At 60.4% G+C, this 25,381-nt stretch carries 20 protein-coding genes; 8 read left to right on the top strand and 12 right to left on the bottom strand.

The window, feature by feature from the left end:
- Nucleotides 1–74 precede the first annotated feature (74 nt).
- Nucleotides 75–644: a lipocalin family protein gene (locus V5E99_RS13090; RefSeq protein ID WP_499802799.1), complete on the bottom strand. Its 570-nt coding sequence runs from the start codon at nt 642–644 to the stop codon at nt 75–77.
- 31 nt (nt 645–675) lie between these two features.
- The gene (locus V5E99_RS13085; protein WP_128872236.1) at nt 676–930 is read right to left on the bottom strand and encodes a hypothetical protein; all 255 of its coding nucleotides are present in this window, start codon (nt 928–930) and stop codon (nt 676–678) included.
- Nucleotides 931–1,226: 296 nt separating this feature from the next.
- On the opposite strand from V5E99_RS13085, the gene V5E99_RS13080 reads away from it, so the two are divergent.
- The gene (locus V5E99_RS13080) at nt 1,227–3,107 is read left to right on the top strand and encodes a methyl-accepting chemotaxis protein (protein ID WP_499802798.1); all 1,881 of its coding nucleotides are present in this window, start codon (nt 1,227–1,229) and stop codon (nt 3,105–3,107) included.
- Between the two features lie 125 nt (nt 3,108–3,232).
- Here the strand turns inward: V5E99_RS13080 and V5E99_RS13075 are convergent, their stop codons facing one another.
- From V5E99_RS13075 to V5E99_RS13055, 5 genes are all read right to left on the bottom strand, one after another.
- Nucleotides 3,233–3,835, bottom strand: coding sequence for a DUF924 family protein (locus tag V5E99_RS13075; RefSeq protein WP_499802797.1), 603 nt, complete (start codon nt 3,833–3,835; stop codon nt 3,233–3,235).
- Nucleotides 3,836–3,839: 4 nt separating this feature from the next.
- A complete protein-coding gene (locus tag V5E99_RS13070; protein WP_499802796.1) occupies nt 3,840–4,850 on the bottom strand; it encodes a class 1 fructose-bisphosphatase in 1,011 nt (336 codons plus the stop codon).
- A gap of 242 nt (nt 4,851–5,092) precedes the next feature.
- Nucleotides 5,093–6,466: a DUF3999 domain-containing protein gene (locus V5E99_RS13065; protein WP_499802795.1), complete on the bottom strand. Its 1,374-nt coding sequence runs from the start codon at nt 6,464–6,466 to the stop codon at nt 5,093–5,095.
- Nucleotides 6,463–10,053 (bottom strand): DUF2339 domain-containing protein, encoded by a 3,591-nt coding sequence (locus V5E99_RS13060; RefSeq protein WP_499802794.1) that lies wholly within the window; start codon nt 10,051–10,053, stop codon nt 6,463–6,465. The genes V5E99_RS13065 and V5E99_RS13060 overlap by 4 nt, the downstream gene beginning before the upstream one ends.
- A gap of 171 nt (nt 10,054–10,224) precedes the next feature.
- Nucleotides 10,225–12,675, bottom strand: coding sequence for a glycogen/starch/alpha-glucan phosphorylase (locus tag V5E99_RS13055; protein WP_499802793.1), 2,451 nt, complete (start codon nt 12,673–12,675; stop codon nt 10,225–10,227).
- A gap of 255 nt (nt 12,676–12,930) precedes the next feature.
- On the opposite strand from V5E99_RS13055, the gene V5E99_RS13050 reads away from it, so the two are divergent.
- Complete coding sequence (locus V5E99_RS13050) at nt 12,931–13,374, top strand: YkgJ family cysteine cluster protein (protein ID WP_166656021.1); 444 nt, start codon at nt 12,931–12,933, stop codon at nt 13,372–13,374.
- A gap of 222 nt (nt 13,375–13,596) precedes the next feature.
- Here V5E99_RS13050 and typA read toward each other — a convergent pair whose 3' ends face one another.
- The gene (gene typA, locus V5E99_RS13045) at nt 13,597–15,417 is read right to left on the bottom strand and encodes a translational GTPase TypA (protein WP_169357454.1); all 1,821 of its coding nucleotides are present in this window, start codon (nt 15,415–15,417) and stop codon (nt 13,597–13,599) included.
- A 139-nt stretch (nt 15,418–15,556) separates the two neighbouring features.
- Nucleotides 15,557–17,011 (bottom strand): tRNA uracil 4-sulfurtransferase ThiI, encoded by a 1,455-nt coding sequence (thiI, locus tag V5E99_RS13040; protein WP_123511187.1) that lies wholly within the window; start codon nt 17,009–17,011, stop codon nt 15,557–15,559.
- A 330-nt stretch (nt 17,012–17,341) separates the two neighbouring features.
- On the opposite strand from thiI, the gene glnA reads away from it, so the two are divergent.
- From glnA to ntrC, 5 genes are all read left to right on the top strand, one after another.
- On the top strand, nt 17,342–18,748 hold the full coding sequence (gene glnA, locus V5E99_RS13035; RefSeq protein WP_149659114.1) for a glutamate--ammonia ligase: 1,407 nt from the start codon (nt 17,342–17,344) through the stop codon (nt 18,746–18,748).
- A 266-nt stretch (nt 18,749–19,014) separates the two neighbouring features.
- A complete protein-coding gene (locus tag V5E99_RS13030) occupies nt 19,015–19,503 on the top strand; it encodes a DUF4124 domain-containing protein (protein ID WP_499802792.1) in 489 nt (162 codons plus the stop codon).
- Nucleotides 19,500–20,120 carry a DUF4124 domain-containing protein gene (locus V5E99_RS13025; RefSeq protein ID WP_499802791.1) on the top strand — a complete coding sequence of 207 codons (621 nt, stop codon included), beginning with the start codon at nt 19,500–19,502 and terminating at the stop codon, nt 20,118–20,120. Before V5E99_RS13030 ends, V5E99_RS13025 begins: the two co-directional genes overlap by 4 nt.
- A 230-nt stretch (nt 20,121–20,350) precedes the next feature.
- Complete coding sequence (gene glnL, locus V5E99_RS13020; protein ID WP_499802790.1) at nt 20,351–21,436, top strand: nitrogen regulation protein NR(II); 1,086 nt, start codon at nt 20,351–20,353, stop codon at nt 21,434–21,436.
- Entirely contained in the window at nt 21,433–22,869 is a 1,437-nt protein-coding gene (gene ntrC, locus V5E99_RS13015) for a nitrogen regulation protein NR(I) (protein WP_010464563.1), read from the top strand. The genes glnL and ntrC overlap by 4 nt, the downstream gene beginning before the upstream one ends.
- 634 nt (nt 22,870–23,503) lie before the next feature.
- On the opposite strand, the gene V5E99_RS13010 is transcribed toward ntrC, so the two are convergent.
- Nucleotides 23,504–23,944 (bottom strand): hypothetical protein, encoded by a 441-nt coding sequence (locus V5E99_RS13010; protein WP_499802789.1) that lies wholly within the window; start codon nt 23,942–23,944, stop codon nt 23,504–23,506.
- Here V5E99_RS13010 and V5E99_RS13005 point away from each other — a divergent pair.
- On the top strand, nt 23,943–24,398 hold the full coding sequence (locus tag V5E99_RS13005; protein ID WP_007949025.1) for a tRNA (cytidine(34)-2'-O)-methyltransferase: 456 nt from the start codon (nt 23,943–23,945) through the stop codon (nt 24,396–24,398). The genes V5E99_RS13010 and V5E99_RS13005 overlap by 2 nt on opposite strands.
- 186 nt (nt 24,399–24,584) lie before the next feature.
- On the opposite strand, the gene secB is transcribed toward V5E99_RS13005, so the two are convergent.
- Nucleotides 24,585–25,070, bottom strand: a complete 486-nt coding sequence (gene secB, locus V5E99_RS13000) for a protein-export chaperone SecB (protein WP_007949026.1) — start codon at nt 25,068–25,070, stop codon at nt 24,585–24,587.
- Nucleotides 25,071–25,126: 56 nt separating this feature from the next.
- Nucleotides 25,127–25,381, bottom strand: coding sequence for a glutaredoxin 3 (gene grxC, locus V5E99_RS12995; protein ID WP_010464569.1), 255 nt, complete (start codon nt 25,379–25,381; stop codon nt 25,127–25,129).

Here is a 25,381-nt window from a genome sequence, read left to right as displayed (position 1 = left end):
GATCCGCATTATTGCGATCAACCGGATCAATGTAGGAGCTGCCGCAGGCTGCGATCTTTTTTTCAACCGCGCCGCTAATTCGAAGTCTTGGCCATCTGCGTATCCGTCGCACGCCAGATCAGCCGCGTGGTGTCATAGCCTTGCTGGCGTGCTTTGCTCAGTAGTTCTTCACGCACCACACCGTTGACGGTCGGGGTCCGTGACAGCAGCCACAGGTACTTGCGACTCGGGTCGCCGACGATGGCGGTCTTGTAGTCGTCGCTCACGTACAGCACCCAGTACTGCCCCTTCGCCACACCCGGAATCAAACGCGAAAACCAGGTATCAAACTCGACCCACAATTTGTCGGTCTTGCCCGGTACTTGTGGATAAGCCGTGCCCTTGGCTTCCTCCCACTGCCACTGCGGCGTCAGACAGCGGTTGAGCACCGCCACATTGCCGTCAGGCTTGAGGGTGTAATGGGCTTCGGATTGCGCGCAGTTGCGCTGGAAGTACATCGGCAACCGGGCCAATTCGTACCAGGTGCCCTGATAACGCTTGAGGTTGACGTTGTTGACGGTCTTGGGCGCCAACGGATCTACGCCAGAAGAGGCGCAGCCGGCCAATACCAGGCCAGCGAAAAGAACTATCAATAACCGCTTCATTGTTTTTCTCCCGTGGGCGCATAGCCCCGGTTTATTTCAGGCCTTGGCCGGAAAACATCAGCACTTTGTCACCGGCGTACTGCACGCTGATAAAGCTGTTTTTGTCGCCCCAGGTGCAACTGGACATGCCCAGTGCGCCCGAACAATCGGCAGGTTTACCCAGCAAGGTTTCAACCTCGGCCTTGGGCATGCCGGCCGACAGCTTGGAGTAATTCTCCTGGTTGACCTTGCTGCACGCAGCCAACAACACGCAGAACGAGAGCAAGGCGATAGATCGCAGCGACATGGTGTAGCTCCTGGAGCGAAGGGGAATGGCATGGCTGCCAAGCTGAAGCTTAGAAGAGAAAACCCCCATCTGGTTCCCCGACCGCCCGGCTATTTATCAGGCCGCTCGTCTGGCTTGTGCCAATAAATCAGCGACTTTGTCGCGCTGTTGGGTAATTCGTCGGTTTTCGCAAAATAACGCCTAATCTTTGGCGCCGCGCAGTCGAAATAGAGGCAGCGCAAAGCCCGCTACTGTGGCAAATTGCCGCTCCCTCGTTGACCAGCCCTTTTGCGGTAGTTCACCTAATGACCAGAAACATGAAGTTCAGCCACAAGATTCTGTTGGCTGCCGCCCTCGTAGTGGCCGTTGCATTTGCCTGTTTCATCCTCTTCAACGACTACCGCCAGCGCCAGACGTTGCGCAGCAGTACCGAATCCTCGATGCAGGAACTCGGCAGCCTGACCACCAGTAACATTCAGACCTGGCTGGAAAGCCGCATCCAGTTGCTGCAGTCGCTGTCCCAGCAGATCGCCGTGGACGGCAGCGCCCCGGCCAGCCTGAAACGCGCCATCGACCTGCCGGCCTACACCGGCAACTTCCAGCTGAGCTACTTCGGCAGCACTGAAGGCGTGATGACCTCGATCCCGGCCGGCAACCGCGCCGCCGACTACGACCCACGCGCCCGTGGCTGGTACAAGGCCGCCGACAGCGCCCGGCAAACCATCGTCACCGAGCCCTACATCGCCGCGTCGTCCGGCAAACTGGTGATCACCGTCGCCACGCCCGTACAGCACGAGAACAAGATGATCGGCGTCGCCGGTGCGGACATTGACCTGTCCAGCGTCAGCGCGATCATCAACTCGCTGAACTTCGGCGGTCACGGCCATGCGTTTATCGTCAGCGCCGACGGCAAGATCCTGATTCACCCGGACAGCAAACTGGTGCTCAAGACCCTCGCCGACGCCTACCCGAACGGCGCGCCGAAAGTCAGCCCGGGCCTGAAAGAAGTCGAGCTGGACGGCAAGTCGCAGTTCATCTCCTTCACCCACGTCAACGGTGTGCCGTCGGCAGACTGGTACGTGGCGCTGGTGCTGGACCAGGACACCGCGTTCGCGATGCTCAGCGAATTCCGCACCTCGGCGATCATCGCCATGGTCATCGCCGTGGTGATCATCATCGCGCTGCTGGGCATGTTGATCAGCTTCCTGATGCAGCCGTTGCTGACCATGGGCCGCGCCATGCATGACATCGCCGAAGGTGAAGGCGATTTGACCAAGCGCCTGACCATCCACGGCCACGATGAATTCGGCGCACTGGGCACCTCGTTCAACCGCTTTGTGGAACGGATTCACACCTCGATCCGCGAAGTGGCCTCGGCCACCGGCCAGGTTAACGAAGTCGCTTTGCGCGTTGTTGCCGCGTCGAACTCGTCGATGTACAACTCCGACCAGCAATCTTCGCGCACCAGCAGCGTCGCCGCCGCGATCAACGAACTGGGCGCCGCCGCCCAGGAAATCGCCCAGAACGCCGCCCTCGCCTCCCAGCATTCGAGCGATGCCCGGGCGTTGGCCGAAGACGGTCAGCAAGTGGTGGATAAAACCATCGCGGCGATGCAGCAGCTATCGGCCAAGATCAGCGATTCGTGCGGCAACATCGAGACGCTCAACAGCAACACCGTGAACATCGGGCAGATTCTGGAAGTGATCACCAGCATCTCCCAGCAGACCAATCTGTTGGCGCTCAACGCCGCGATTGAAGCGGCCCGTGCCGGTGAAGCCGGGCGCGGTTTTGCCGTGGTGGCGGACGAAGTGCGCAACCTCGCCCACCGCACCCAGGATTCGGCGCAGCAAGTGCAAAAGATGATCGAAGAGCTGCAAGTCGGCGCCCGTGAGGCGGTTAGCACCATGACCGACAGCCAGCGCCAGAGCGAAAGCAGCGTCGGCATCGCCAACCAGGCCGGCGAACGCCTGGGCAGCGTGACGCAGCGCATCGGTGAGATCGACGGGATGAACCAATCGGTGGCCACTGCGACCGAAGAACAGACCGCCGTGGTGGAGTCGATCAACGTCGACATTACCGAGATCAACACGCTGAATCAGGAAGGTGTGGAAAACCTGCAAGCCACCTTGCGCGCGTGCTCAGACCTTGAGCAGCAAGCGGCACGGCTTAAGCAGTTGGTGGGTAGTTTCAGGATCTGATGCGTTCTTGAGGGCCTCTTCGCGGGCAAGCCTCGCTCCTACAGGTGATGCGCAGTCTCAAATGCTGCGCTGATCCTGTAGGAGCGAGGCTTGCCCGCGAAGACGGCATCAGCAACACCGAAAAATCAAAACCGGGAACCCGGCCCCGAAAGAAACTCAACTTCCTCAGCCGTCGATTCCCTTCCCAACACCGCATTGCGATGGGGAAACCGTCCAAACCGCGCAATCACCTTCTGATGCCGCTCGGCGAAATCCAGGTTATCGGCGAACACTGTCCGATCCGCTTTCGGCTGCTCGGCAACCAAATCGATAAACCGCGAAACCGCCTCGTTCTGCACCGCCAGATTCTCGCAATGCTCAAACACCAGGTAGATGAAGACCCGCTGGATCGGCCGCAACTGCCGATCGAAATCCGCCGCGATACCTTGCGCCACCAGGGCTTGAGCCCGGAGATCACCGGAAAAGGATTTTGGAGTGTCGCGAAAGATCATTCGCGGAAGTTGGTCGAGTAGCAGCACCAAGGCCAGCCAACCTTCGGGGCGTTGCGCCCAATCGGTCAAACCGCCGGCCAGTGCCTGCTCGACCCAGTCCCCGAAACGCTCCCGCGCTTCGAGGTCCTGGCTGTCGCGCTTGCCGAACCATAACTTGCCCTTGTCCGCCGCTACGTCGTCGGGGGGTTCGGCTGATCCGAACCACCATTCGAGCAACGGCTGCCAGGGCGCGGTCATGGGTTTACTCCTTGTGGTACGCCGTGATGCGTGCAACTTCTTCTTTCGAACCGAGGAACACCGCTACGCGCTGGTGCAGGCCTTCAGGCTGAATGTCGAGGATGCGCCGGTGACCGTCGGTGGACGCGCCGCCAGCCTGCTCCACCAGGAACGACATCGGGTTGGCTTCGTACATCAGGCGCAGTTTGCCTGGCTTCGATGGCTCGCGGCTGTCACGCGGGTACATGAACAAGCCACCACGGGTCAGGATGCGGTGCACATCAGCGACCATCGCGGCCACCCAGCGCATGTTGTAGTTCTTTTTCAGCGGGCCTTCGTCGCCGGCCAGCAATTCGCCGACGTAGCGTTGTACCGGTGCTTCCCAGTGACGCTGGTTGGACGCGTTGATCGCGAATTCCTGAGTGGCTTCCGGGATCTGGATGTCTTCGTGGGTCAGCACGAAGCTGCCCATTTCACGGTCCAGGGTGAAACCTTTCACGCCGTCACCCAGGGTCAGCACCAGCATGGTCTGCGGGCCGTAGATGGCGTAACCGGCAGCAACCTGCTCGGTACCTGGCTGCAGGAAGGCCTTTTCGTTCAAGGCTTCGTTCTGGCTCAGGTATTCGTTCGGGCAACGCAGTACCGAGAAGATCGTGCCGACCGGGGCATTGATGTCGATGTTCGACGAGCCGTCCAGTGGGTCGAATACCAGCAGGTACGCGCCTTTCGGGTATTTGCCCGGGATCTGGTAGGCGTTGTCCATTTCTTCGGACGCCATGCCGGCCAGGTGACCGCCCCATTCGTTGGCTTCGAGCAGGATCTCGTTGGAGATTACGTCGAGCTTCTTCTGCACTTCGCCTTGGACGTTTTCAGTGCCCATGCTGCCCAGAACGCCGCCCAGGGCGCCCTTGGAGACGGCGTGGCTGATTTCTTTACAGGCGCGCGCCACCACTTCGATCAGGAAACGCAGATCGGCAGGGGTGTTGTTGCTACGGGTCTGCTCAATCAAATAGCGACTCAAGGTAACGCGGGACATGGAAGGCTCCGGTGGAATGGGGGGCTAAAAACCCGCGCAGTTTAACGCGAGTCGAGGCGCATTTCCTCCTATCAGACGTGATACGCCCAATAGAGTTCATGCGCGGGGTTTAGCGTAGTTCGAATCGGACATCTTTACCGGCCGATCAACCGCCTTCGCGGGCAAGCCTCGCTCCTACAGAAGAGCGCGGTCCCCGTGGGAGCAAGGCTTGCCCGCGATCTGGCGCGCAGCGCCAGCCATTCTCAGGATTTGGCCGGCGGCTTGCGCAACAGACTGGCCGCCATCACCGCCAAAAACAGCACACTGAGCAACAACACCGCCCACAACCCGAACTTCTTCCAGTTGATGTCCGCCGTCGCCGCGGCAACCGCTGGAGGCGTCGCAGCCACCACCGCCCCGCCATCGACCGAGGCCTTGCCCAGCGACGCGAACTTCGCCGGGCTGTAATCGGGAATCAACGTCGACAACGGCAGGTTCGCCGTTTTCACCGTCGCACTGCCCAGCGCCAGGGTGTACGGCCCGGCGCCACGGGCCAGGAACACCACTTGCGTGGAGCGCACGGCGAACTTCACGGTCGGCGCTTCAACGCCCAGGCCGCCACCGCGCTCATCCACCGTCAGTTTCAACTGCTGCACGGTTTGCCCCGACAGCTGCATTTCGTTCTGCACCACGTCCTGGCCATTCTGGGTCAGGCGATAGAGCAAACCGCTGTTCAGCGGCTGCCACGGCAAACTGCTCTCGCGCCGGCCGGACAAGATCACCGGCGCCAGGCTGTTGGGCTGGCTCAACTCAACCTGCACCCGCTCGACATTCAGCCCCATCGGCAATTGCCAGGTGTATTCACCGTCCTTCACCCGGGTGCCGGCCAGCGGTTGCGACCAGACCAACGGCAGCGGCAGGCTGTGGGTGCTGGCGCTTTCCAGTTGCGCCGAGGTCAGGGTCGGCGCCGATTGCGGGGTGTTCCAAAGCAAGCGCAGATAGCGCGCCGACTGCCCCGGCAAACCGACTTCATGCTGTTCGACCCGCTCATCGGCAAACGACAACCGCGCCACCTGCCCTTCGCCCCACGACTGCCAATGCTGCAAATCGTCGCTGGCCTCGATGCTGAAACGCTGGAAACCTTCGCGCTCACTGGTCCAGTCGAGGATCAACTGCTGCAACGGCGCCTTGATCCCGCTGGCGTCGAGCAACCAGCCACGCAGGACTTCCTCCCCCGCTTCCAACTGACTGGACGGCTGCACTTCCACCAACGTGCCGTTGGCGCTCGATTGCACGCGCACACTTGGCGCACGTTCGGTGGCGTCGGCCGAGTTGTAGAGCGGGAACCACTTCACGTCGGTCAGCGTGCGGTTTTCGGCGGACTGCGCGGTTTCCCGGGCCAGGGCGTAGGCCTGCGGCTCGCCGGCCGCGTTGAATACGCGCACGTCACTGAGATCGGTCTGCCGCGCATTCAATTGCACGCTCAGGGGCAATTCGAGGCGATACCACGGGCCTTCGCCGCTCACGGACAACGGCACCTGGGTGCTGAAGTCCGCCGGTTTTTCCTGGGCATGGGCCGACAGCGCCACGCCCAGCGCAACAGCGCCCAACCAACCCAGGTTCAGCTTCTGACTCAAGACGACACTCCTTCGGTTTCCGGGGCCGGTTTATCAGCCTGCGGCACAGCCTCGGCACGCTTAGGCGGCAGCGGGGCGAAATAACCCACCACCAGCAGCAACACGCCAACGCCAATAAACGAGACGATCCGGGCCAGTCCGCCACGGTTACTCAATTCGATAAAGAACAACTTGGCCACCACCACGCCGATCAACGCAGCACCGATCAGCCAGACTTCCCGACGATGGCGCAGATGACCGCCGATCATCAGCCCCAGCGCCATCAGGGTCCAGACGATCGAGAGACCAGCCTGCACCTGCATCGACGGCAGCAACAGATCCAGCTCAAACGGCACGCCACCCCAATGGTGAGCCGTGCGCGTGACCACCGCTGAGACAAACGCAAACAGCGAAACACCGGCGATCAGTTGCGTGGCGTTCTCGGCGAAAACCTTCGGCAGCGCAAATTGGGCGACTGCACTGCGCGACCACACATAAACGCCGAACAGCGCAAACAGCAGGCCCAATTCCAACGGGTTTATCAGCGGCACGTAAGGCAGCGGTTCGGCGGTGCCGTCGCTGACGCCGTTCGCCAGCCAGAACCAACCGAGCATCAGCAATGCCAGCGGCGCGGCGGCATAGATCCGGTATTCGCGCGAATACGCCGACACCGGCCACGGCCAGTTGCGCGGCGCAGCGGCGAGCACCAGGTACAGGCTCGGCAGAATCGCCCAGCCCAACCAGCGCCAGGCGTTGTACTGCTCGGACAACAGCAGCAAGCCGTAACGCAATTCCAGGGCCAGCACCCCGATCAATAGCCAGCAGCCGAGCACATGGGCGGTGCTGAGGGCGCGGGCCGGCAACATCGACGCCAAACGCCGCAGGGAAATAAAGTGCACGACAAACACCGCCGCCCACACCAGCCAGCCGAAATCGGCCGCCGGGTGATAACGCGATTGCCACGCCGCGAGCAATATCAAGCCGGCCACCGGCATCAGGAAGGTACAGAGCAGGCCCAGCGCCGGCCATTTCAAGCGCAGCGCCAGCACCGACCACAACGCCACACTCAGCGCCGCGACGGCCAGCAGCAGGGTCGCTTGCAGGTTCGACGGGGCAAAGCGCAGCACTTCACTGAGCCACGCCAACGCCCACCAACCCGCGCCCCACACCAGCAGCAATTCGGACAGGCGATTCAGGCTCAGCGCGTCGAACGCCGATCCGTGATTGCCCAACTGCAAGCGCCAGGCACCGACCAGTGCGGCCACGCCAAGCACCAATGGCGTCCAGAAACCGCTATGGGCTAAAGGTTTCAGACCTTCGCTGGCCAACGGGCCCAGCAAATCCGGCCCGGCATACAGGAACGCCGCCCCACCGATCACTTGTAACAGCAGGCCAAAGACAAAACTCACGCGCTGCTTCAGGTACAGGCTCAACCAAATGATGAACAACCCGCTGGCCGCCCACACCGCGCTCGCGGTTGGCCACGGCAGCACGAACAGCACCGCGAGGTTGATCAGCACCAGCCCGGCCAGCAACACCACCGACAAGCCGCGCAGCAAGCGCACGTCGTTGCGCACCATCTCATCGCGGGCCGCCAGCAACATGCCGGCGATCAACGCCAGGCCAATCAGCGAGGCACTGAGCAAACCGCTCCAACCGGCGCTGAACACCGCCGCAGAATCGCCCCCCGCCCCTTTCAGCCGCAGCAGGAACAACGCGCCGCCGAGCAATTGCACGGCAAACGCGGTGAACAGGAACGTGCGTGATTGCAGGCGCAGGCCGACGAACAACGTCACCAACCCGGCCAGCGCCCAACTGATCGCCGTGCCGTGGGTGAAGAAGTGCAGCGGCGCCAGCAGATAAAGGAACGTCAGCCCCAGGCTGGCCAACACCGGCAGGCCTTTGCGCTCCCAAACCGAGGTCTGCTGCGGCGAGGCATTGCGCAATTGGTAGAAGCTGAACAGCAACGCCACGCCGAGCATCAACGCCCCCAGCAAAGAGCCGTCCAACAGGCTGCTTTCGCCGATGCGCAACTCGCTGAGAAACGCCAGCGCCGAACCCAGTTGCAGCAGCAAAGCGAAGGCACGGGCCAGCGGTCGTTGTTGACGCAAGCCGAGCCAGAAAATCCCCGCCCCTTCCACCGCCCAAGCGGCTGCGGTCCAGCGTGCATCGAGGCCCAACGGGATCGCCAGGCTGGCGAAAATCACTCCGAGGGCCAGGCAGGTTTCCGCCAGCAACAACGCGCGCCCGCCCATCAGCAACCGGGCCAGCCCCATGTAAATCATGCCCAGCGCCAATGCGCTGAACGCAGCGGCCAATTCCAGGTGCTGGACCAGCGCGAATTGCAACCCGAAACCCACCAGCGGCGGGCCGAACAGCATCGTGCCGTCAACGTAATCGCCCTTGCGCGCCGACCAGAGCAACAACGCCTGACGACTGTCGTCTGCCGGCGCGTCGGTCAACGCCAGCAACTTGCGCCGGGTAAACAGCAGGCCAATGCCCAGGTACATCAGGAAGAACAGAATCAGGAACGGCTCGGTGCTCCACAGCAATTCCGGCGTGTAGGAGCGCACGCCCCAGGCGAAACCGATGCCGAAGGTGCCGACAAACCCGATCAGGTTGAGCAGGCGCCAGGCCTTGAACCAGGCAATCGCGAGGATGCCGGTGTTGAGCAGGGCAAAGTAACTGAACAGCGCGACGTGATTACCGGCGCCGGTGGAGGTCAGGATCGGCGCGGCGAACCCGCCGAGTGCGGCGGCGCAGGCCAGCGCCAGGGAATCCTGGGTGATTGCCAGAATCGCCGAGAACACCGTCACCGCCACCAGCAAGCCCAGGGCCGCCGTCGGGTCGAGCAACGGGTGCAAACGCATCGCGGCGAACACCGTCAGGTACAACACGGCAATCCCGGTGCCTTGCAACATCAGCGCGTATTGCGGGTTGCGATGACGCAACCACCAGCCCAAGGCGAGCAGGCCCAAGGCACTGGCGGCGACCCCGGCGTAACGCATCTCGATCGGCACCACCATGCCTTCAGTGGCATAGCGCAGCAGGAACGCCAGGCCGAGGAACAACAGCACCACGCCGACTCGCAGCACAGTGTTGCCACCGAACAGCCAATTGCGCGCAGCGTTGACGGCGCGGTCGAACACGTTGGGTTCGCGCGGGGCTGCCGGCTCACGTGGTTCGCGGGCGACCGGCTCCGGTGTCCAGACATCGGCGGGCAGCGGACGGCTGGCTTCGGTGGCCGCCGCAGCGGTGATCGGCTCGAGCTCGGGCGGCAGGTCCCAGACCAGCTCCGGGGCGGCGACAGGGATTTCGTCGAGGATAAATTCGGGAACCACAACGGGTTCGCTGACTTCAGGTTGACTGGCCTCTGGCGCCTTGACGCCGGACGACTCCAGCGAAATCAGGCGTTGCAGCAAGGTATTGAGCGCCACCTGCGTCTGCTCAAGCAAACGGTGCTGCTCGTCCGCTTGCTTGCCCAAACGGGCAATGCGAATGGCCTGGCCAATACCCAACCCGAGCAGCGCGCCCAACAGCGCATCGCTGAACGACTCGTCGAGCACCCAGCCCAGCACCAGGCCAATCAGCACGAAAATCCATTGCATGGTCGATATCCCTAAGCGCAGTGGCCAATCCGAGAAGATTAGCGCAGCCCGTTGCGAAAAGATCGCAGCCTTCGGCAGCTCCTACAAAGGCGCGGTGTGACGCGGTCCTGTAGGAGCTGCCGAAGGCTGCGATCTTTTCCGGGGCGCTAGTATATCGATCCGATCAGAAAGTTACTCCAAAGCCTTCCAGATCTCCGTGGCGTACTCACGAATCGTCCGGTCCGAGGAGAACCAGCCCATCCGCGCCGTGTTCAGCACCGCCGAACGCCACCAGGCTTGCGAATCGTGCCAGTGCGCCTCGACCCGCATCTGCGCGTCCCAGTAGGAATCGAAATCGGCGCAGACCAGGAAGCGGTCGTAGTCGATCAGCGAATCGATCAGCCCGGTGTAGCGGGACGGATCATCCGGCGAGAACACCCCGCCGCGAATCGCTTGCAGCACGTCACCCAGCCGATGGGACGCGGCGATGTCCGGCGTCGCGTTGAACTCATGGTTTTGCTTACGCGCTTCCACCTGCTGCGCGCTGAGGCCGAAGATAAACATATGCTCGGCGCCGATGCGTTCGCACATTTCGACGTTGGCGCCATCGAGGGTGCCGATGGTCAACGCACCGTTGAGCCCGAATTTCATGTTGCTGGTGCCCGAGGCCTCGAAACCGGCGGTGGAAATCTGCTCCGACAAATCCGCCGCCGGAATAATGCTTTCCGCCAGGCTGACGTTGTAGTTGGGCAGGAACACCACCTTGAGCAAGCCACGCACCGTCGGGTCGTTGTTCACCACCCGGGCGATGTCGTTGGTCAACTTAATGATCAACTTGGCTTGGTGATAACTGGCCGCCGCCTTGCCCGCGAAGATCTTCACCCGTGGCACCCAGTCAATTTCCGGCTCGGCACGAATCGCCTGATACAGCGCGACGGTGTGCAGCAGGTTGAGCAACTGGCGTTTGTATTCGTGGATGCGTTTGACCTGCACGTCGAACATCGCCGCCGGGTTGACCGCGATGCCCAGTCGCTCGTGAATCAGGTACGCCAGGGCTTTCTTGCTGTGCAGTCGCTGATCGGCGAAAGCTTTGCGGAACGCAGGCTTCTCGGCGAACGGTTCCAGCTCAATGAGACGCTGCTCGGCGTTATCCAGCAGATCGGGGCCGAGGGCATCGACCATCATCGCCGTGAGTTCGGAGTTGGCCTGATAGAGCCAGCGGCGGAAGGTGATGCCGTTGGTTTTGTTGTTGATCCGCTCCGGATAGAGCTTGTGCAGTTCGGAGAACACGGTTTTGCGCATCAGTTGCGTGTGCAACCCGGACACGCCGTTGACGCTGTGGGAACCGAGGAATGCGAGGTTGCCCATGCGCACACGACGACCGTTGTCTTCTTCGATCAGCGACACCGCGCGCAGCACGTCAAAATCGTGAATACCTTTGGCCCGCAGCGAATCGATGTGCTGGGCGTTGATCAGGTAAATGATCTGCATGTGCCGGGGCAACATGCGTTCCATCAAACCGACCGGCCAGGTTTCCAGGGCTTCCGGCAGCAGCGTGTGGTTGGTGTACGACAGCGTGTCGACCGTCACCTGCCATGCGGCATCCCACGCCACGTCGTAGACATCGACCAACTGACGCATCAGCTCGGCCACGGCAATCGACGGGTGGGTGTCGTTGAGCTGGATGGCCGCGTGATCGCCCAGGGTCAGCACCGAGGTGTGCATGTTGCGATGCCGGCGCAGCAAATCCTGCAGGGACGCGGCGACGAAAAAGTATTCCTGACGCAGACGCAGTTCCTGGCCTGCTTCGGTGCTGTCCGCCGGATACAGGACGCGGGAAATGCTTTCGGCCCGGGCCACTTCGGCCACGGCGCCCAAGTGGTCGCCGGCGTTGAAGCGTTCCAGGTGCAAATCTTCGACGGCCCGGGCGCGCCACAGGCGCAAGGTGTTGACGCTCGCCCCGCGCCAGCCGACCACCGGGGTGTCATAGGCAATCGCCCGTACGGTTTCGGCCGGGGTCCAGACTTGTTTGGTCTTGCCAGTTTCGTCGGTGACGGTTTCGACGCTGCCGCCGAAGCCGATCGGGTAGACGACTTCCGGCCGTTCGAACTCCCACGGGTTGCCGAAATCCAGCCAGTGTTCGGTCTGCTCCTGCTGCCAACCGTCGACGATAGCCTGGCGGAACAAGCCGTGCTCATAACGAATGCCGTAACCATGGCCGGCGATGCCAAGTGTGGACATGCTTTCCATGAAGCACGCCGCCAGACGACCGAGGCCGCCGTTACCCAGCGCTGCGTCAGGCTCCAGCAGGCGAATGCGTTCCAGGTCGACACCGAGTTCGGTCAACGCTTCGCGGGCGACGTCCAGCAAGCCAAGGTTGCTCAGGCTGTCGTAGAGCAAGCGGCCGATGAGGAATTCCAGGGAGAGGTAGTAAACCCGTTTCTGGCCTTTGCGGTAGATCTGCCGCGTATGGTCCATCCAGTGCTCGACCATGTGATCGCGCGCGGCCAAGGCAATGGCTTCGAACCAGTCGTGGTCGAAGGCGTGATCCGGGTCTTTGCCCACCGCGTAGGTGAGTTTGGTCAAGACGGCGTCGCGGAATGCGGCCACCTCTGCTTCGCGAACAAGTGGTTCTTGAGTCATCGATAGGACCTCGAGCGAGCTTGGAGTTGTCTGAGCCTAGACGGTCTGACAGGCGGTATGGGCTCTGGTTCGGCAGTTTTTCCTGATAGTGCGAGATAGCTCGTTATTACGTTGGCGTGTGGCTGAATCAATGCAGGGGCCGTGCCGAAACACACGGGGGATTTGGTGAAATCGTAAAAAATCTGGCGAAAGGTTGTTCAAAAATCCACCAGTCCCGGTATGATCGCGCGCCCTGATGCACGCTGGTAACAACCGATGATGAAGTCCAACCTGATCGCCGCCGCGGAGATCGACCGCCTCGATACCTGGGCCAAGTACTCTGCCCCGATGTGCGGTTCCTGCGTGTCGAGCTGCTGCACCTTGCCGGTCGAGGTCAAGATCAAGGATCTGATCCGCATCGGCATCGTCGACGAGTTCGAGCGCGGCGAGCCGGCGAAGAACATCGCCAAGCGCTTGCAGAAGGAAGGGATCGTCGAGCGTTACAACCAGAAGTCCGAGATCTTCACCCTCCAGCGCATGAGCAACAACGATTGCCTGTACCTGGATCGTAAGAGCCGTCTGTGCACTATTTATGAAAAGCGTCCGGATACTTGCCGCAATCACCCGAAAATCGGCCCGCGACCGGGGTATTGCGCTTACAAGCCCAAAGAAGTGGCGCGTGAGAGCAGCGAGAGCCGGCGTACCCTCGAGAAGTTCTGATCCGGAATCTCGTTGCCTGACAGATCGCTTTCGCGGGCAAGCCTCGCTCCTACAGGGGAATTACGTCGTTCGCGGCAATCGCGTATCGCGCAATCCCGTAGGAGCGAGGCTTGCCCGCGAAGAGGCCAGTACAAACACCGCAGATCGCCCAAACCCCAGACAAACAAAAACGCCCCCGACCTTGCGGTCGGGGGCGTTTTTTTTGCCAGCTAACTAAATGACTTAGTTACCGGACTTCTTGGCAGCGCGGGTACGCTCGCTTTCGCCCAGGATCTTCTTACGAAGACGGATGGACTTAGGAGTGACTTCGCACAATTCGTCTTCCTGAACGAATTCCAGCGCTTGTTCCAGGGTGAAACGGATAGGCGGAACCAGAGCGATGGTTTCGTCTTTACCCGAGGCACGCATGTTGTCGAGCTTCTTGCCTTTGGTTGGGTTGACGCCCAGGTCGTTGTCGCGGCTGTTGATGCCGACGATTTGACCTTCGTACACGTCTTCGCCGTGACCCAGGAACAGTTTGCCGCGAGCTTGCAGGGTTTCCAGCGAGTAAGTCAGAGCCTTACCGGTAGCAACCGACACCAGCACGCCGTTCTGACGGCCGGACATGTCGCCGGACTTCATCACGTCGTAACGGTCGAAGATCGAGGTCAGGATGCCTGCACCGGAGGTCAGGGTCAGGAACTCGTTACGGAAACCGATCAAGCCACGAGCCGGGATGTTGTACTCAAGGCGCACACGGCCCTTGCCATCCGGAACCATGTTGGTCAGGTCGCCTTTACGGATACCGATCTGTTCCATGATCGAACCTTGGGATTCTTCCGGCAGGTCGATGGTCACGTTTTCGTACGGTTCGTGCTTGACGCCGTCAACCATGCGGATGATCACTTCCGGACGACCAACACCCATTTCGAAGCCTTCGCGACGCATGGTTTCGATCAGTACGGACAAGTGCAGCTCACCACGGCCAGACACTTTGAACTTGTCAGCGGTGTCGCCTTCTTCAACGCGCAGGGCAACGTTGTAGAGCAGTTCTTTGTCCAGACGTTCCTTGATGTTACGGCTGGTGACGAACTTGCCTTCACGGCCGCAGAACGGCGAGTCGTTAACCTGGAAGGTCATCGAAACGGTTGGTTCGTCAACGGTCAGCGGCTTCATCGCTTCAACGTTCTGTGGGTCGCACAGGGTGTCGGAGATGAACAGCGACTCGAAGCCGCTGATGCAGACGATGTCGCCGGCAGCTGCTTCTTCAACGTCAACGCGGTGCAGACCGTGGTGACCCATCAGCTTCAGGATACGGCCGTTGCGGCGCTTGCCGTCAGCGTCGATCGCAACAACCTGGGTGTTCGGCTTGACGCGACCACGAGCGATACGGCCAACGCCGATGATGCCCAGGAAGCTGTTGTAGTCCAGTGCCGAGATTTGCATCTGGAACGGGCCGTCACGGTCAACTTTCGGTGCTGGTACGTTGTCGACGATCGACTGGTACAGCGGGGTCATGTCTTCAGCCATGTCGGTGTGTTCCAGACCGGCAATGCCGTTCAGGGCCGAGGCGTAGACGACTTTGAAGTCCAGCTGTTCTTCGGTAGCACCGAGGTTGTCGAACAGGTCGAAGATCTGGTCCAGAACCCAGTCCGGACGCGCGCCTGGACGGTCAACCTTGTTGATCACCACGATTGGACGCAGGCCGGCTTCGAAAGCCTTCTTGGTCACGAAACGGGTTTGCGGCATAGGGCCGTCTTGAGCGTCAACCAGCAGCAGAACGGAGTCAACCATCGACATTACGCGTTCAACTTCGCCGCCGAAGTCGGCGTGGCCCGGGGTGTCCACGATGTTGATGTGGTAGCCGTTCCAGTTGATGGCGGTGTTTTTCGCCAGAATGGTAATACCGCGCTCTTTCTCCTGGTCGTTGGAGTCCATCACGCGCTCGTCGTTGAGCTCGTTGCGCTCCAGGGTGCCGGATTGACGCAAGAGTTTGTCTACCAGGGTGGTCTTACCATGGTCAACGTGAGCAATGATGGCGATGTTGCGTAGATTTTCGATCACTTGTGTATCTCGATCAGAGGATTCGGTGTGCTGACAAGTCTTGGCAGCGATTAACAGTAGAGTCCGGCAAAGCCGTTACAGCTTGACGGCGGCGTCGGGGGGCCGGTGACGCAGGCCACAGGCAAACAGCCCCGGGCACTTAGCTCGGTCGATAAACGCGCACATTGGCATGCCCCTCACTGAGCAAATGGTGGGCATGCAGGCGACTCATCACGCCTTTGTCGCAATACAGCAGGTACTGGCGAGTAGGGTCCAGTTCCTTGAAACGAGCGTTCAATGCATAAAACGGCATCGTCTGTACCTCAATGCCAGCAAGCTCCAGCGGCTCGTCTTCAGCGGCATCCGGGTGACGGATGTCGATGATGATCTGGCCCGCCAGAGCGTCACTGACTTCTTCGATCTGCAAGTCCTGGCCCAATTCGTCGATCACGCGATCGATCGGCACCAGTTTGGCGTTCTCAAGCGCACGCTCGAGGACTGCCATGTCGAACTGTTGTTCTTCGTACTCCACGCGGTTGCGCTTGGCGTGGGTCTTGGGGTTCACCGAGATGACCCCGCAGTATTCCGGCATGTGCTTGGCGAAGTCGGCGGTGCCGATTTCGTTGGCCAGGTCGATGATGTCCTGCTTGTGGCTGGCGATCAGCGGGCGCAAGACCAGCTTCTCGGTCACACAGTCGATCAACGACAGGTTCGGCAATGTCTGGCTCGATACCTGGGAGATCGCTTCACCGGTCACCAGCGCATCGATGTCGAGCCGATCGGCAATCTTCGACGCAGCGCGCAACATCATACGCTTCAAAACTACGCCCATATGACTGTTATCGACTTTCCCGAGAATTTCTCCCAGTACTTCCTCGAACGGCACACTGACAAATAACACGCGTTGGGAGCTGCCGTACTTCTTCCAGATGAAGTGCGCGACTTCCATGACGCCCAGTTCATGGGCCCTGCCGCCCAGATTAAAGAAGCAGAAATGGCTCATCAGGCCACGGCGCATGATCTGGTAGGCGGCGACTGTCGAGTCAAAGCCGCCGGACATCAATACGAGCGTCTGTTCCAGCGCTCCCAGCGGATAACCGCCGATGCTGTTGTGCTGGCTGTGGATCACATACAACCGTTGGTCGCGAATTTCGATGCGAACTTCGATTTCCGGCTCTTTCAGGGAAATCCCGGCGGCACCGCACTGACGACGCAACTGGCTGCCGACGTATTTCTCCACGTCCATGGACGTGAAGGTGTGATGCCCGCCGCGCTTGCAGCGCACCGAAAAGATCTTCCCGGCCAATGCATCGCCGTAGTGCTGTTTGCACTTGGCAACGATGTCGTCGAAGTCGCCCAACGGGTATTCATCGACCTGCAGGAAATGCGCGATGCCCGGCATGCAGCTCAGGCGCTCGGTCATCTCCTTCAGGGCTTTGGGCTCAGTGACGCGGGTTTCCAGCTCGAGGTTGTCCCACACACCGTTCACCACCACAGCCGGGTCCAGATCGCGGAGCACGGCACGGATGTTCTTGGCCAACTGGCGGATGAAACGCATCCGTACCGGGCGGCTCTTGATGGTGATCTCGGGAAAGACTTTTACGATTAGTTTCATGAAAACAGCGCGCGCAGGGCCAGCCGAAAAAGGGGGGCGCGGATTATAGCGGAAATTGCTCAAGGTTTAACCAGTTAATATGCAGAAGGTTTCGAACGCACCAAAACGGGTCATTTGTAGAAATTGACGCTACATTACAGGGCGGTATTTTCAGCTTTGCGGGGCGATAAGCCTTTATAAGCGTGATATTGGGGCAAAAAACCCATGGTGGGGCACTGGCATGCAATTTGCTCCCTTGTGAGGCAGGTTGCCTTGGCCGAGTATTCGCGCCGGCATCACCCACATTCTAAGGGCATCCACTACTAAGCCCGAAGCCACCCGGAGGACACTATGTCGAAGTCGGTTCAACTCATCAAAGATCATGACGTCAAGTGGATTGATCTGCGCTTCACGGACACCAAAGGCACTCAGCACCACGTGACCATGCCGGCTCGCGATGCGCTGGATGAAGCTTTCTTCGAAGAAGGCAAAATGTTCGACGGTTCCTCCATTGCTGGCTGGAAAGGCATCGAAGCTTCCGACATGATCCTGCTGCCGGACGACAGCACTGCCGTGCTCGACCCGTTCACCGAAGACCCAACGCTGATCATCGTCTGCGACGTCATCGAGCCTTCGACCATGCAAGGCTACGATCGCGACCCACGTGCGATCGCCAAGCGTGCCGAGGAATACCTGAAGTCGACCGGTATCGGCGACACCGTATTCGTAGGCCCGGAGCCTGAGTTCTTCATCTTCGATCAGGTTAAATTCAAGTCGGACATCTCCGGCTCGATGTTCAAGATCTTCTCCGAACAAGGTTCGTGGATGTCCGACCAGGACATCGAAGGCGGCAACCACGGTCACCGTCCAGGCATCAAAGGCGGCTACTTCCCGGTTCCTCCGTTCGACCACGACCACGAAATCCGTACCTCCATGTGCAACGCCATGGAAGAAATGGGCCTGGTCATCGAAGTTCACCACCACGAAGTGGCGACTGCCGGCCAGAACGAAATCGGTGTGAAGTTCAACACCCTGGTGGCCAAGGCTGACGAAGTTCAGACCCTGAAATACTGCGTGCACAACGTAGCTGTGGCTTACGGCCGCACCGCGACCTTCATGCCTAAGCCTCTGTACGGCGATAACGGTTCGGGTATGCACGTTCACTTGTCCATCGCCAAAGATGGAAAGAACACCTTCGCTGGCGAAGGCTATGCCGGCCTGTCCGACACCGCCCTGTACTTCATCGGCGGCATCATCAAGCACGGTAAGGCACTGAACGGCTTCACCAACCCGTCGACCAACTCCTACAAGCGTCTGGTCCCAGGTTTCGAAGCTCCGGTCATGCTGGCCTACTCGGCTCGCAACCGTTCCGCTTCGATCCGTATTCCTTACGTGTCCAGCCCTCGCGCTCGCCGTATCGAAGCACGCTTCCCGGACCCGGCAGCCAACCCGTACCTGGGCTTCGCTGCACTGTTGATGGCTGGCCTGGACGGCATCCAGAACAAGATCCACCCTGGCGACGCAGCTGACAAAAACCTGTACGACCTGCCGCCTGAAGAGGCGAAAGAGATCCCACAAGTTTGCGGCAGCCTGAAAGAAGCCCTGGAAGAGCTGGACAAAGGTCGCGCATTCCTGACTAAAGGCGGCGTGTTCTCCGACGACTTCATCGACGCTTACATCGCTCTGAAAAGCGAAGAAGAAATCAAGGTCCGCACCTTCGTACACCCACTGGAATACGAGCTGTACTACAGCTGCTGATCCGGTAGCGCCGCGCTACGCGGCGTGACAAAAAGAGGCCTCCTTCGGGAGGCCTTTTTTGTGGGCAAAGTCAAAAGATCGCAGCCTTCGGCAGCTCCTACGCTGGACCGCGTACACCCTGTAGGAGCTGCCGAAGGCTGCGATCTTTTGATCCCGCTTTTCAATACCAAAATGTTAACGACTTGGGTCTATCGCCAGCCCTGACCTATGCTGCAACCCAACCCCCTTCGCTACCGGTCGATTTTATGGGTCGTGGTTTTCTCCTGATGCTGCTGTTGATCGCCCTGCCCGCCGCCGCGCAGATCTATAAGTACACCGACGCCTCCGGCAACACCGCCTACAGCAATCAGCCGCCCGATGGCGTCAAGGCGCAGCCGGTGGAGTTGCCGCCGCTCAACAGTGTCGCGCCCTCGGCGCCTGTGACACCTCCCGCCGAAGCCAACAGCCGCGAACAATCCCACAGCGCCTACGAGGTGCTTGAACTCACCGGCCTGCCCACCACCGAAGCCCTGCGCGCCAACAACGGCACGTTCACCGTCAGCGTGTTGATCAAACCGCGCCTGCAAGGCCCGCATCTGTTCCGGTTGTTGCTGGACGAACAACCTTACGGCCAGCCGAGCAACGTGCCGATTCTGCAACTGGTGAACATTGATCGCGGCGAGCACAGCCTCGCCGTGCAGGTGATCAATGGGGAAAGCGTCGTGCAACAAAGCCCCAGCGTGACCTTCACCGTGCAACGGGTGCACACACCTTGAAGGCCTGGCTGCTGATCGCCTGCCTGATCGCTTTTCCGGCGATGGCGGACGTCTATACCTACGTCGATGCCCAGGGCAATCGTGTCTACACCGACCAACCGCGTCCCGGCAACGCCAAGCGCGTTCCGCTGGCCACCAGCAATCGCATGTCGGCCAACCCGACCAAGGCTGCGCCGATAATCGCCGCGCAAAAGCCGGAAGAACAACCGCTGTTTCACTACGACATGCTGCGGGTTCTGGTGCCGGAACCGGACGCCACCATCCGCAGCAGCGCCGGCGAGCTGATCGTCAGCGTTACCAGCGAACCCGGCCTGCAACGGGGCCACCGCTACCGTTTGTTACTCGATGGCCAGCCGACCGCCGAACCTGGCGTTAGCCCGGTGTTTGCGCTGACCAATATCGACCGTGGCAGCCACAACCTGTCGGTGGAGATCCTCGACGAACAGGGTCGCACCGTCGAGCGCACGGCCAATCAGCCGTTCCACATGCTGCGCATCTCCCTGGCGCAGAAGCGCCAGGTAAAGCCCTGCACCCTCACCGACTACGGCCAACGGCCGGAATGTCCGCTCAAAGACAAGCCACCCGAAGAAAAGAACCCCTTCTTCAAGTTCTTTTAACCTCGTTCAGGTTTGCGCACTATATTGGTGCAAACCCTTGCACCGTACCCACTTCAAAATCCATTTTGGTTCGAAAGTACCCGCGAAAGCTGGCAGAACGCCACGCGATCGAGCGTAAAACGCCCGTTTCAGGCCTTAAACGCTTCTTTTCGGAGCTTTGGTTTGTTTTTTGCATTTTCCCCGCATCGGCGCTTTATCCATGCGCACGCCCTGCTCCAAAAGAGGTCCTGATGACCATTAGCGACGCACTGCATCGACTGCTACTCGACAACCTGACCACCGCCACCATCCTGCTCGATGCCGAATTGCGCCTCGAGTACATGAACCCGGCGGCGGAAATGCTCCTGGCCATCAGCGGCCAGCGCAGCCATGGGCAGTTCATCAGTGAGTTGTTCACCGAATCCACCGAAGCGCTGAATTCCCTGCGCCAGGCTGTCGAGCAGGCGCATCCGTTCACCAAGCGCGAAGCGATGCTCACCGCCCTGACCGGCCAGACCCTGACCGTCGATTACGCGGTCACGCCAATCCTGAGCAATGGCGCAACCATGCTGCTGCTGGAAGTCCACCCCCGTGACCGCTTGCTGCGGATCACCAAGGAAGAGGCGCAGCTGTCCAAGCAGGAAACCAGCAAGATGCTGGTGCGCGGCCTCGCTCACGAAATCAAGAACCCCCTGGGCGGGATTCGCGGCGCGGCGCAATTGCTCGCCCGGGAATTGCCGGAAGAAAGCCTGCGCGATTACACCAACGTGATCATCGAAGAAGCCGATCGCCTGCGAAACCTGGTGGACCGGATGCTCGGCTCGAACAAACTGCCGTCCTTGGCCATGTGCAACGTCCACGAAGTGTTGGAGCGCGTCTGCCACCTGGTCGAAGCCGAAAGCCAGGGCTGCATCACCTTGGTGCGCGATTACGACCCAAGCATTCCCGACGTCCTGATCGATCGCGAACAGATGATCCAGGCCGTCCTTAATATTGTGCGCAATGCGATGCAGGCCATCAGCAGCCAGAACGAACTGCGCCTGGGCCGCATCAGTTTGCGCACCCGCGCCATGCGCCAGTTCACCATCGGCCACGTGCGCCATCGCCTGGTGACCAAGATCGAGATCATCGACAACGGCCCGGGCATCCCCACGGATTTGCAGGAAACCATCTTCTTTCCCATGGTCAGCGGCCGCCCGGACGGTACCGGGCTGGGCCTGGCCATTACCCAGAACATCATCAGCCAGCACCAGGGCCTGATCGAGTGTGACAGCCACCCAGGCCACACCACTTTCTCGATCTTTCTGCCACTGGAACAAGGAGCCACATCGACATGAGCCGTAGTGAAACCGTGTGGATCGTCGATGACGACCGTTCTATCCGTTGGGTCCTGGAAAAAGCCTTGCAGCAAGAAGGCATGACCACGCAAAGCTTCGACAGCGCCGATGGCGTGATGAGCCGCCTGGCGCGCCAGCAGCCGGACGTGATCATCTCCGACATCCGCATGCCCGGTGCCAGCGGCCTGGACCTTCTGGCGCGGATTCGCGAACAACACCCACGGCTGCCGGTCATCATCATGACCGCCCACTCCGACCTGGACAGCGCGGTTGCCTCCTATCAGGGCGGCGCGTTCGAATACCTGCCCAAGCCGTTCGATGTCGATGAAGCGGTGTCCCTGGTCAAGCGCGCCAACCAGCACGCCCAGGAACAGCAAGGCCTGGAAGTCCCGGTGGCCCTGACCCGCACCCCGGAAATCATCGGTGAAGCGCCGGCGATGCAGGAAGTGTTTCGCGCCATCGGGCGCTTGAGCCACTCCAACATCACCGTGCTGATCAACGGCGAATCCGGCACCGGTAAAGAACTGGTGGCCCACGCCCTGCACCGCCACAGCCCACGGGCGGCCTCGCCGTTCATTGCGTTGAACATGGCGGCGATCCCCAAAGACTTGATGGAATCCGAACTGTTCGGCCATGAGAAAGGTGCGTTCACCGGCGCGGCAAACCTGCGTCGCGGGCGTTTTGAACAAGCCGATGGCGGCACGTTGTTCCTCGATGAAATCGGCGACATGCCGGCGGACACCCAGACCCGTTTGCTGCGGGTGTTGGCGGACGGCGAGTTCTATCGCGTCGGCGGTCATACGCCGGTGAAGGTCGACGTGCGGATCATCGCCGCGACCCACCAGAACCTGGAAACCCTGGTGCATGCCGGGAAATTCCGTGAGGACTTGTTCCACCGCCTCAACGTGATCCGCATTCACATCCCACGCCTGTCGGACCGTCGCGAAGACATCCCGACCCTGGCCAAGCACTTCCTCAGCCGCGCCGCGCAAGAACTGGCGGTGGAGCCGAAGCTGCTGAAAAGCGAAACCGAGGAATACCTGAAGAACCTGCCGTGGGGCGGCAACGTGCGTCAGCTGGAGAACACCTGCCGCTGGATCACGGTGATGGCTTCGGGTCGCGAAGTGCACATCAGCGACCTTCCGCCGGAGCTGCTGAGCCTGCCGCAGGATTCCGCGCCAGTGACCAACTGGGAACAAGCGCTGCGTCAGTGGGCCGATCAGGCCTTGGCACGCGGTCAGTCGAGCCTGCTCGACAGCGCGGTGCCGGCGTTCGAACGGATCATGATCGAGACCGCCCTCAAACACACCGCCGGCCGCCGCCGCGATGCTGCAGTTTTGCTGGGTTGGGGGCGTAATACCCTGACGCGCAAGATCAAGGAATTGGGGATGAAGGTGGATGGTGGGGATGACGATGAGGGGGAAGAGGGTTAACGCTCTCAGATGATCGTTCCCGCGCTCCCGCGGGGGGAATGATCGAAAAGATCGCAGCCTTCGGCAGCTCCTACGGGTGTACGCAAACCCTGTAGGAGCTGCCGGAGGCTGCGATTTTTTTTCGGCTGGAAACAAAGATCATGCACCGCCGCAATGCACCGTGAACCGCAATCGCGCACGGAAATCGCTCCAGCGTTCGCAATCGAACGCCTATCGAACCTCTATCGAACAATCAGAAAAGCCCCGGATTACGGGGCTTTCAGCGCTTCACATCAACTTTCCTTAGCAAATTGTTAAAACCTGGCACGCCCCCTGCAATAGTCCATTCAGTGAATCAGTTCACTACCCGGTTTCGGGGACCTTGGTACAGGCAGGCCGGGGATTCCCCTCTTTACATCGGGCTCACACCGCACAAGCGACGAGCCCACCCCGTTTTGGGGCCCTTGATACAGGCAGGTCAGGGGTTCCTTCTTTACACCGGGACTGACGCCGCAAAGCGTGAGTCCCCCGCCGTTTTGGGAACCTTGGTACAGGCAGGCCGGGGATTCCTTCTTTACATCGGGACTTGCGACGCAACGCGTGAGTCCCTGCCGTTTTGGGAACCTTGGTACAGGCAGGCCGGGGATTCCCTCTTTTATTGCTCCCGGAGATGGATCTCCAGCCGCCAGCGGTCATCGACCTCGCGACCGGCCCAGTCGCCCAGCAGTGGCCGGGCCGCCACCACCGTCAGCAACAACCCCCCATCACTCAAACGCACGCGCCAGTTCAGGTCTTTACCGTTGAGCTTGAGCTGACCTTTCTGCGCCTTGCCCTCAGCCTCGAACAACAATGCCACGCTGCCGTCGACGATTTCGCCGTGGGTCTTGGGTTCGTTGTTGAACCACACCACCAGCCCATCGTTCGTGACCTCGACCTGCTGCAACTGGCTGGGGTCGGGCGTGGTCAGGCGACCGATCATCAGCCCCACCATCACGCCGAAAATCGCCAGCGAACCCATCACTCGCGGGAATAGTTTCGAACGGTTGTCCACGGGCGGCGTAGAATGCCGCTCATCTTTACCTTCGGAGCCGTGCATGTTTCACGTCATCCTCTTCCAACCAGAAATTCCGCCGAATACCGGCAACGTTATCAGGCTGTGCGCCAACAGTGGCTGCCACCTGCATTTGATCGAGCCGCTGGGCTTCGAGATGGACGACAAGCGCCTGCGCCGGGCCGGCCTCGATTACCACGAGTACGCCACCCTGCAACGCCACGCCGACCTCGCCAGTTGCCTGGAAAGCCTCGGTCATCCACGGCTGTTCGCCTTCACCACCAAGGGCTCGCGGCCGTTCCATGATGCCAGCTTCGCCGAGGGCGATGCGTTCCTGTTCGGCCCGGAAAGCCGAGGCCTGCCCGCCGAAGTGCTCGACGCCCTGCCCGGCGAACAACGCCTGCGCCTGCCGATGCGCGAAGGCTGCCGCAGCCTGAACCTGTCGAACACCGTGGCCGTCGCGGTATACGAAGGCTGGCGCCAGCTCGGCTTCAAGTAACCCCGAAATCCAATGTAGGAGCTGCCGAAGGCTGCGATCTTTTGATCTTGATTTTTTAAGATCAAAAGATCGCAGCCTTCGGCAGCTCCTACAGAGGTTGGCGAAATCAGCGCATATCCAGCCGTTTCGTTTGCTCCATGAAAAAAGCGCCTATGAAGGCGCTTTTTTCGTTACTGCATTGAACGCTTATTGCACAGTCGGGGTTTCGCCCGCGGCCTGCATGCGTTGCAGTTCTTGTGCGTACAGTGCGTCGAAGTTCACCGGAGCCAGCATCAGGGCCGGGAACGAACCGCGGGTCACCAGGCTGTCCAGGGTCTCGCGAGCGTACGGGAACAGGATGTTCGGGCAGAACGCGCCGAGGGTGTGGCTCATCGAAGCGTCGTCCAGGTTCTTGATCAGGAAGATCCCGGCTTGTTGCACTTCAGCGATGAATGCCACTTCGTCACCGTTTTTAACGGTAACGGACAAGGTCAGCACGACTTCGTGGAAGTCGCCTTCCAGGGCCTTTTGACGGGTATTCAGATCCAGACCGACGCTCGGTTCCCACTGCTGGCGGAAGATCGCCGGGCTTTTCGGGGCTTCGAAGGACAAGTCACGTACGTAGATGCGCTGCAAGGAGAATTGCGGTGCGGTTTCTTCTTCGCTAGCTGCAGTGTTCTGTTGGTCAGTCATCTCAGATCCTTTCTGATCTTTGGTCTTTTAGGGTTTGCTGTTCTTGGGTGCTTAAGTCAGGCCTTGAGCATGGCGTCGAGCTTACCGGCGCGCTCCAGGGCAAACAAATCATCACAACCGCCAATGTGGCGCTCGCCGATCCAGATCTGCGGCACGGACGTACGCCCGGCCTTCTGAGCCATGGCGGCGCGCACCTGCGGCTTGCCATCGACCTTGATCTCTTCGAAGGCCACACCTTTGTTCTCGAGCAGGTACTTGGCTCGCGAGCAGTAAGGGCAGTAATCGCTGGAATAGACGACGACGTTGCTCAT

Source organism: Janthinobacterium sp. LPB2021202312-11-4, from assembly GCF_037049705.1.
In the GTDB taxonomy this organism is placed as follows: Bacteria; Pseudomonadota; Gammaproteobacteria; order Pseudomonadales; family Pseudomonadaceae; genus Aquipseudomonas.
This window is presented reverse-complemented; position numbering and strand designations above follow the sequence as displayed.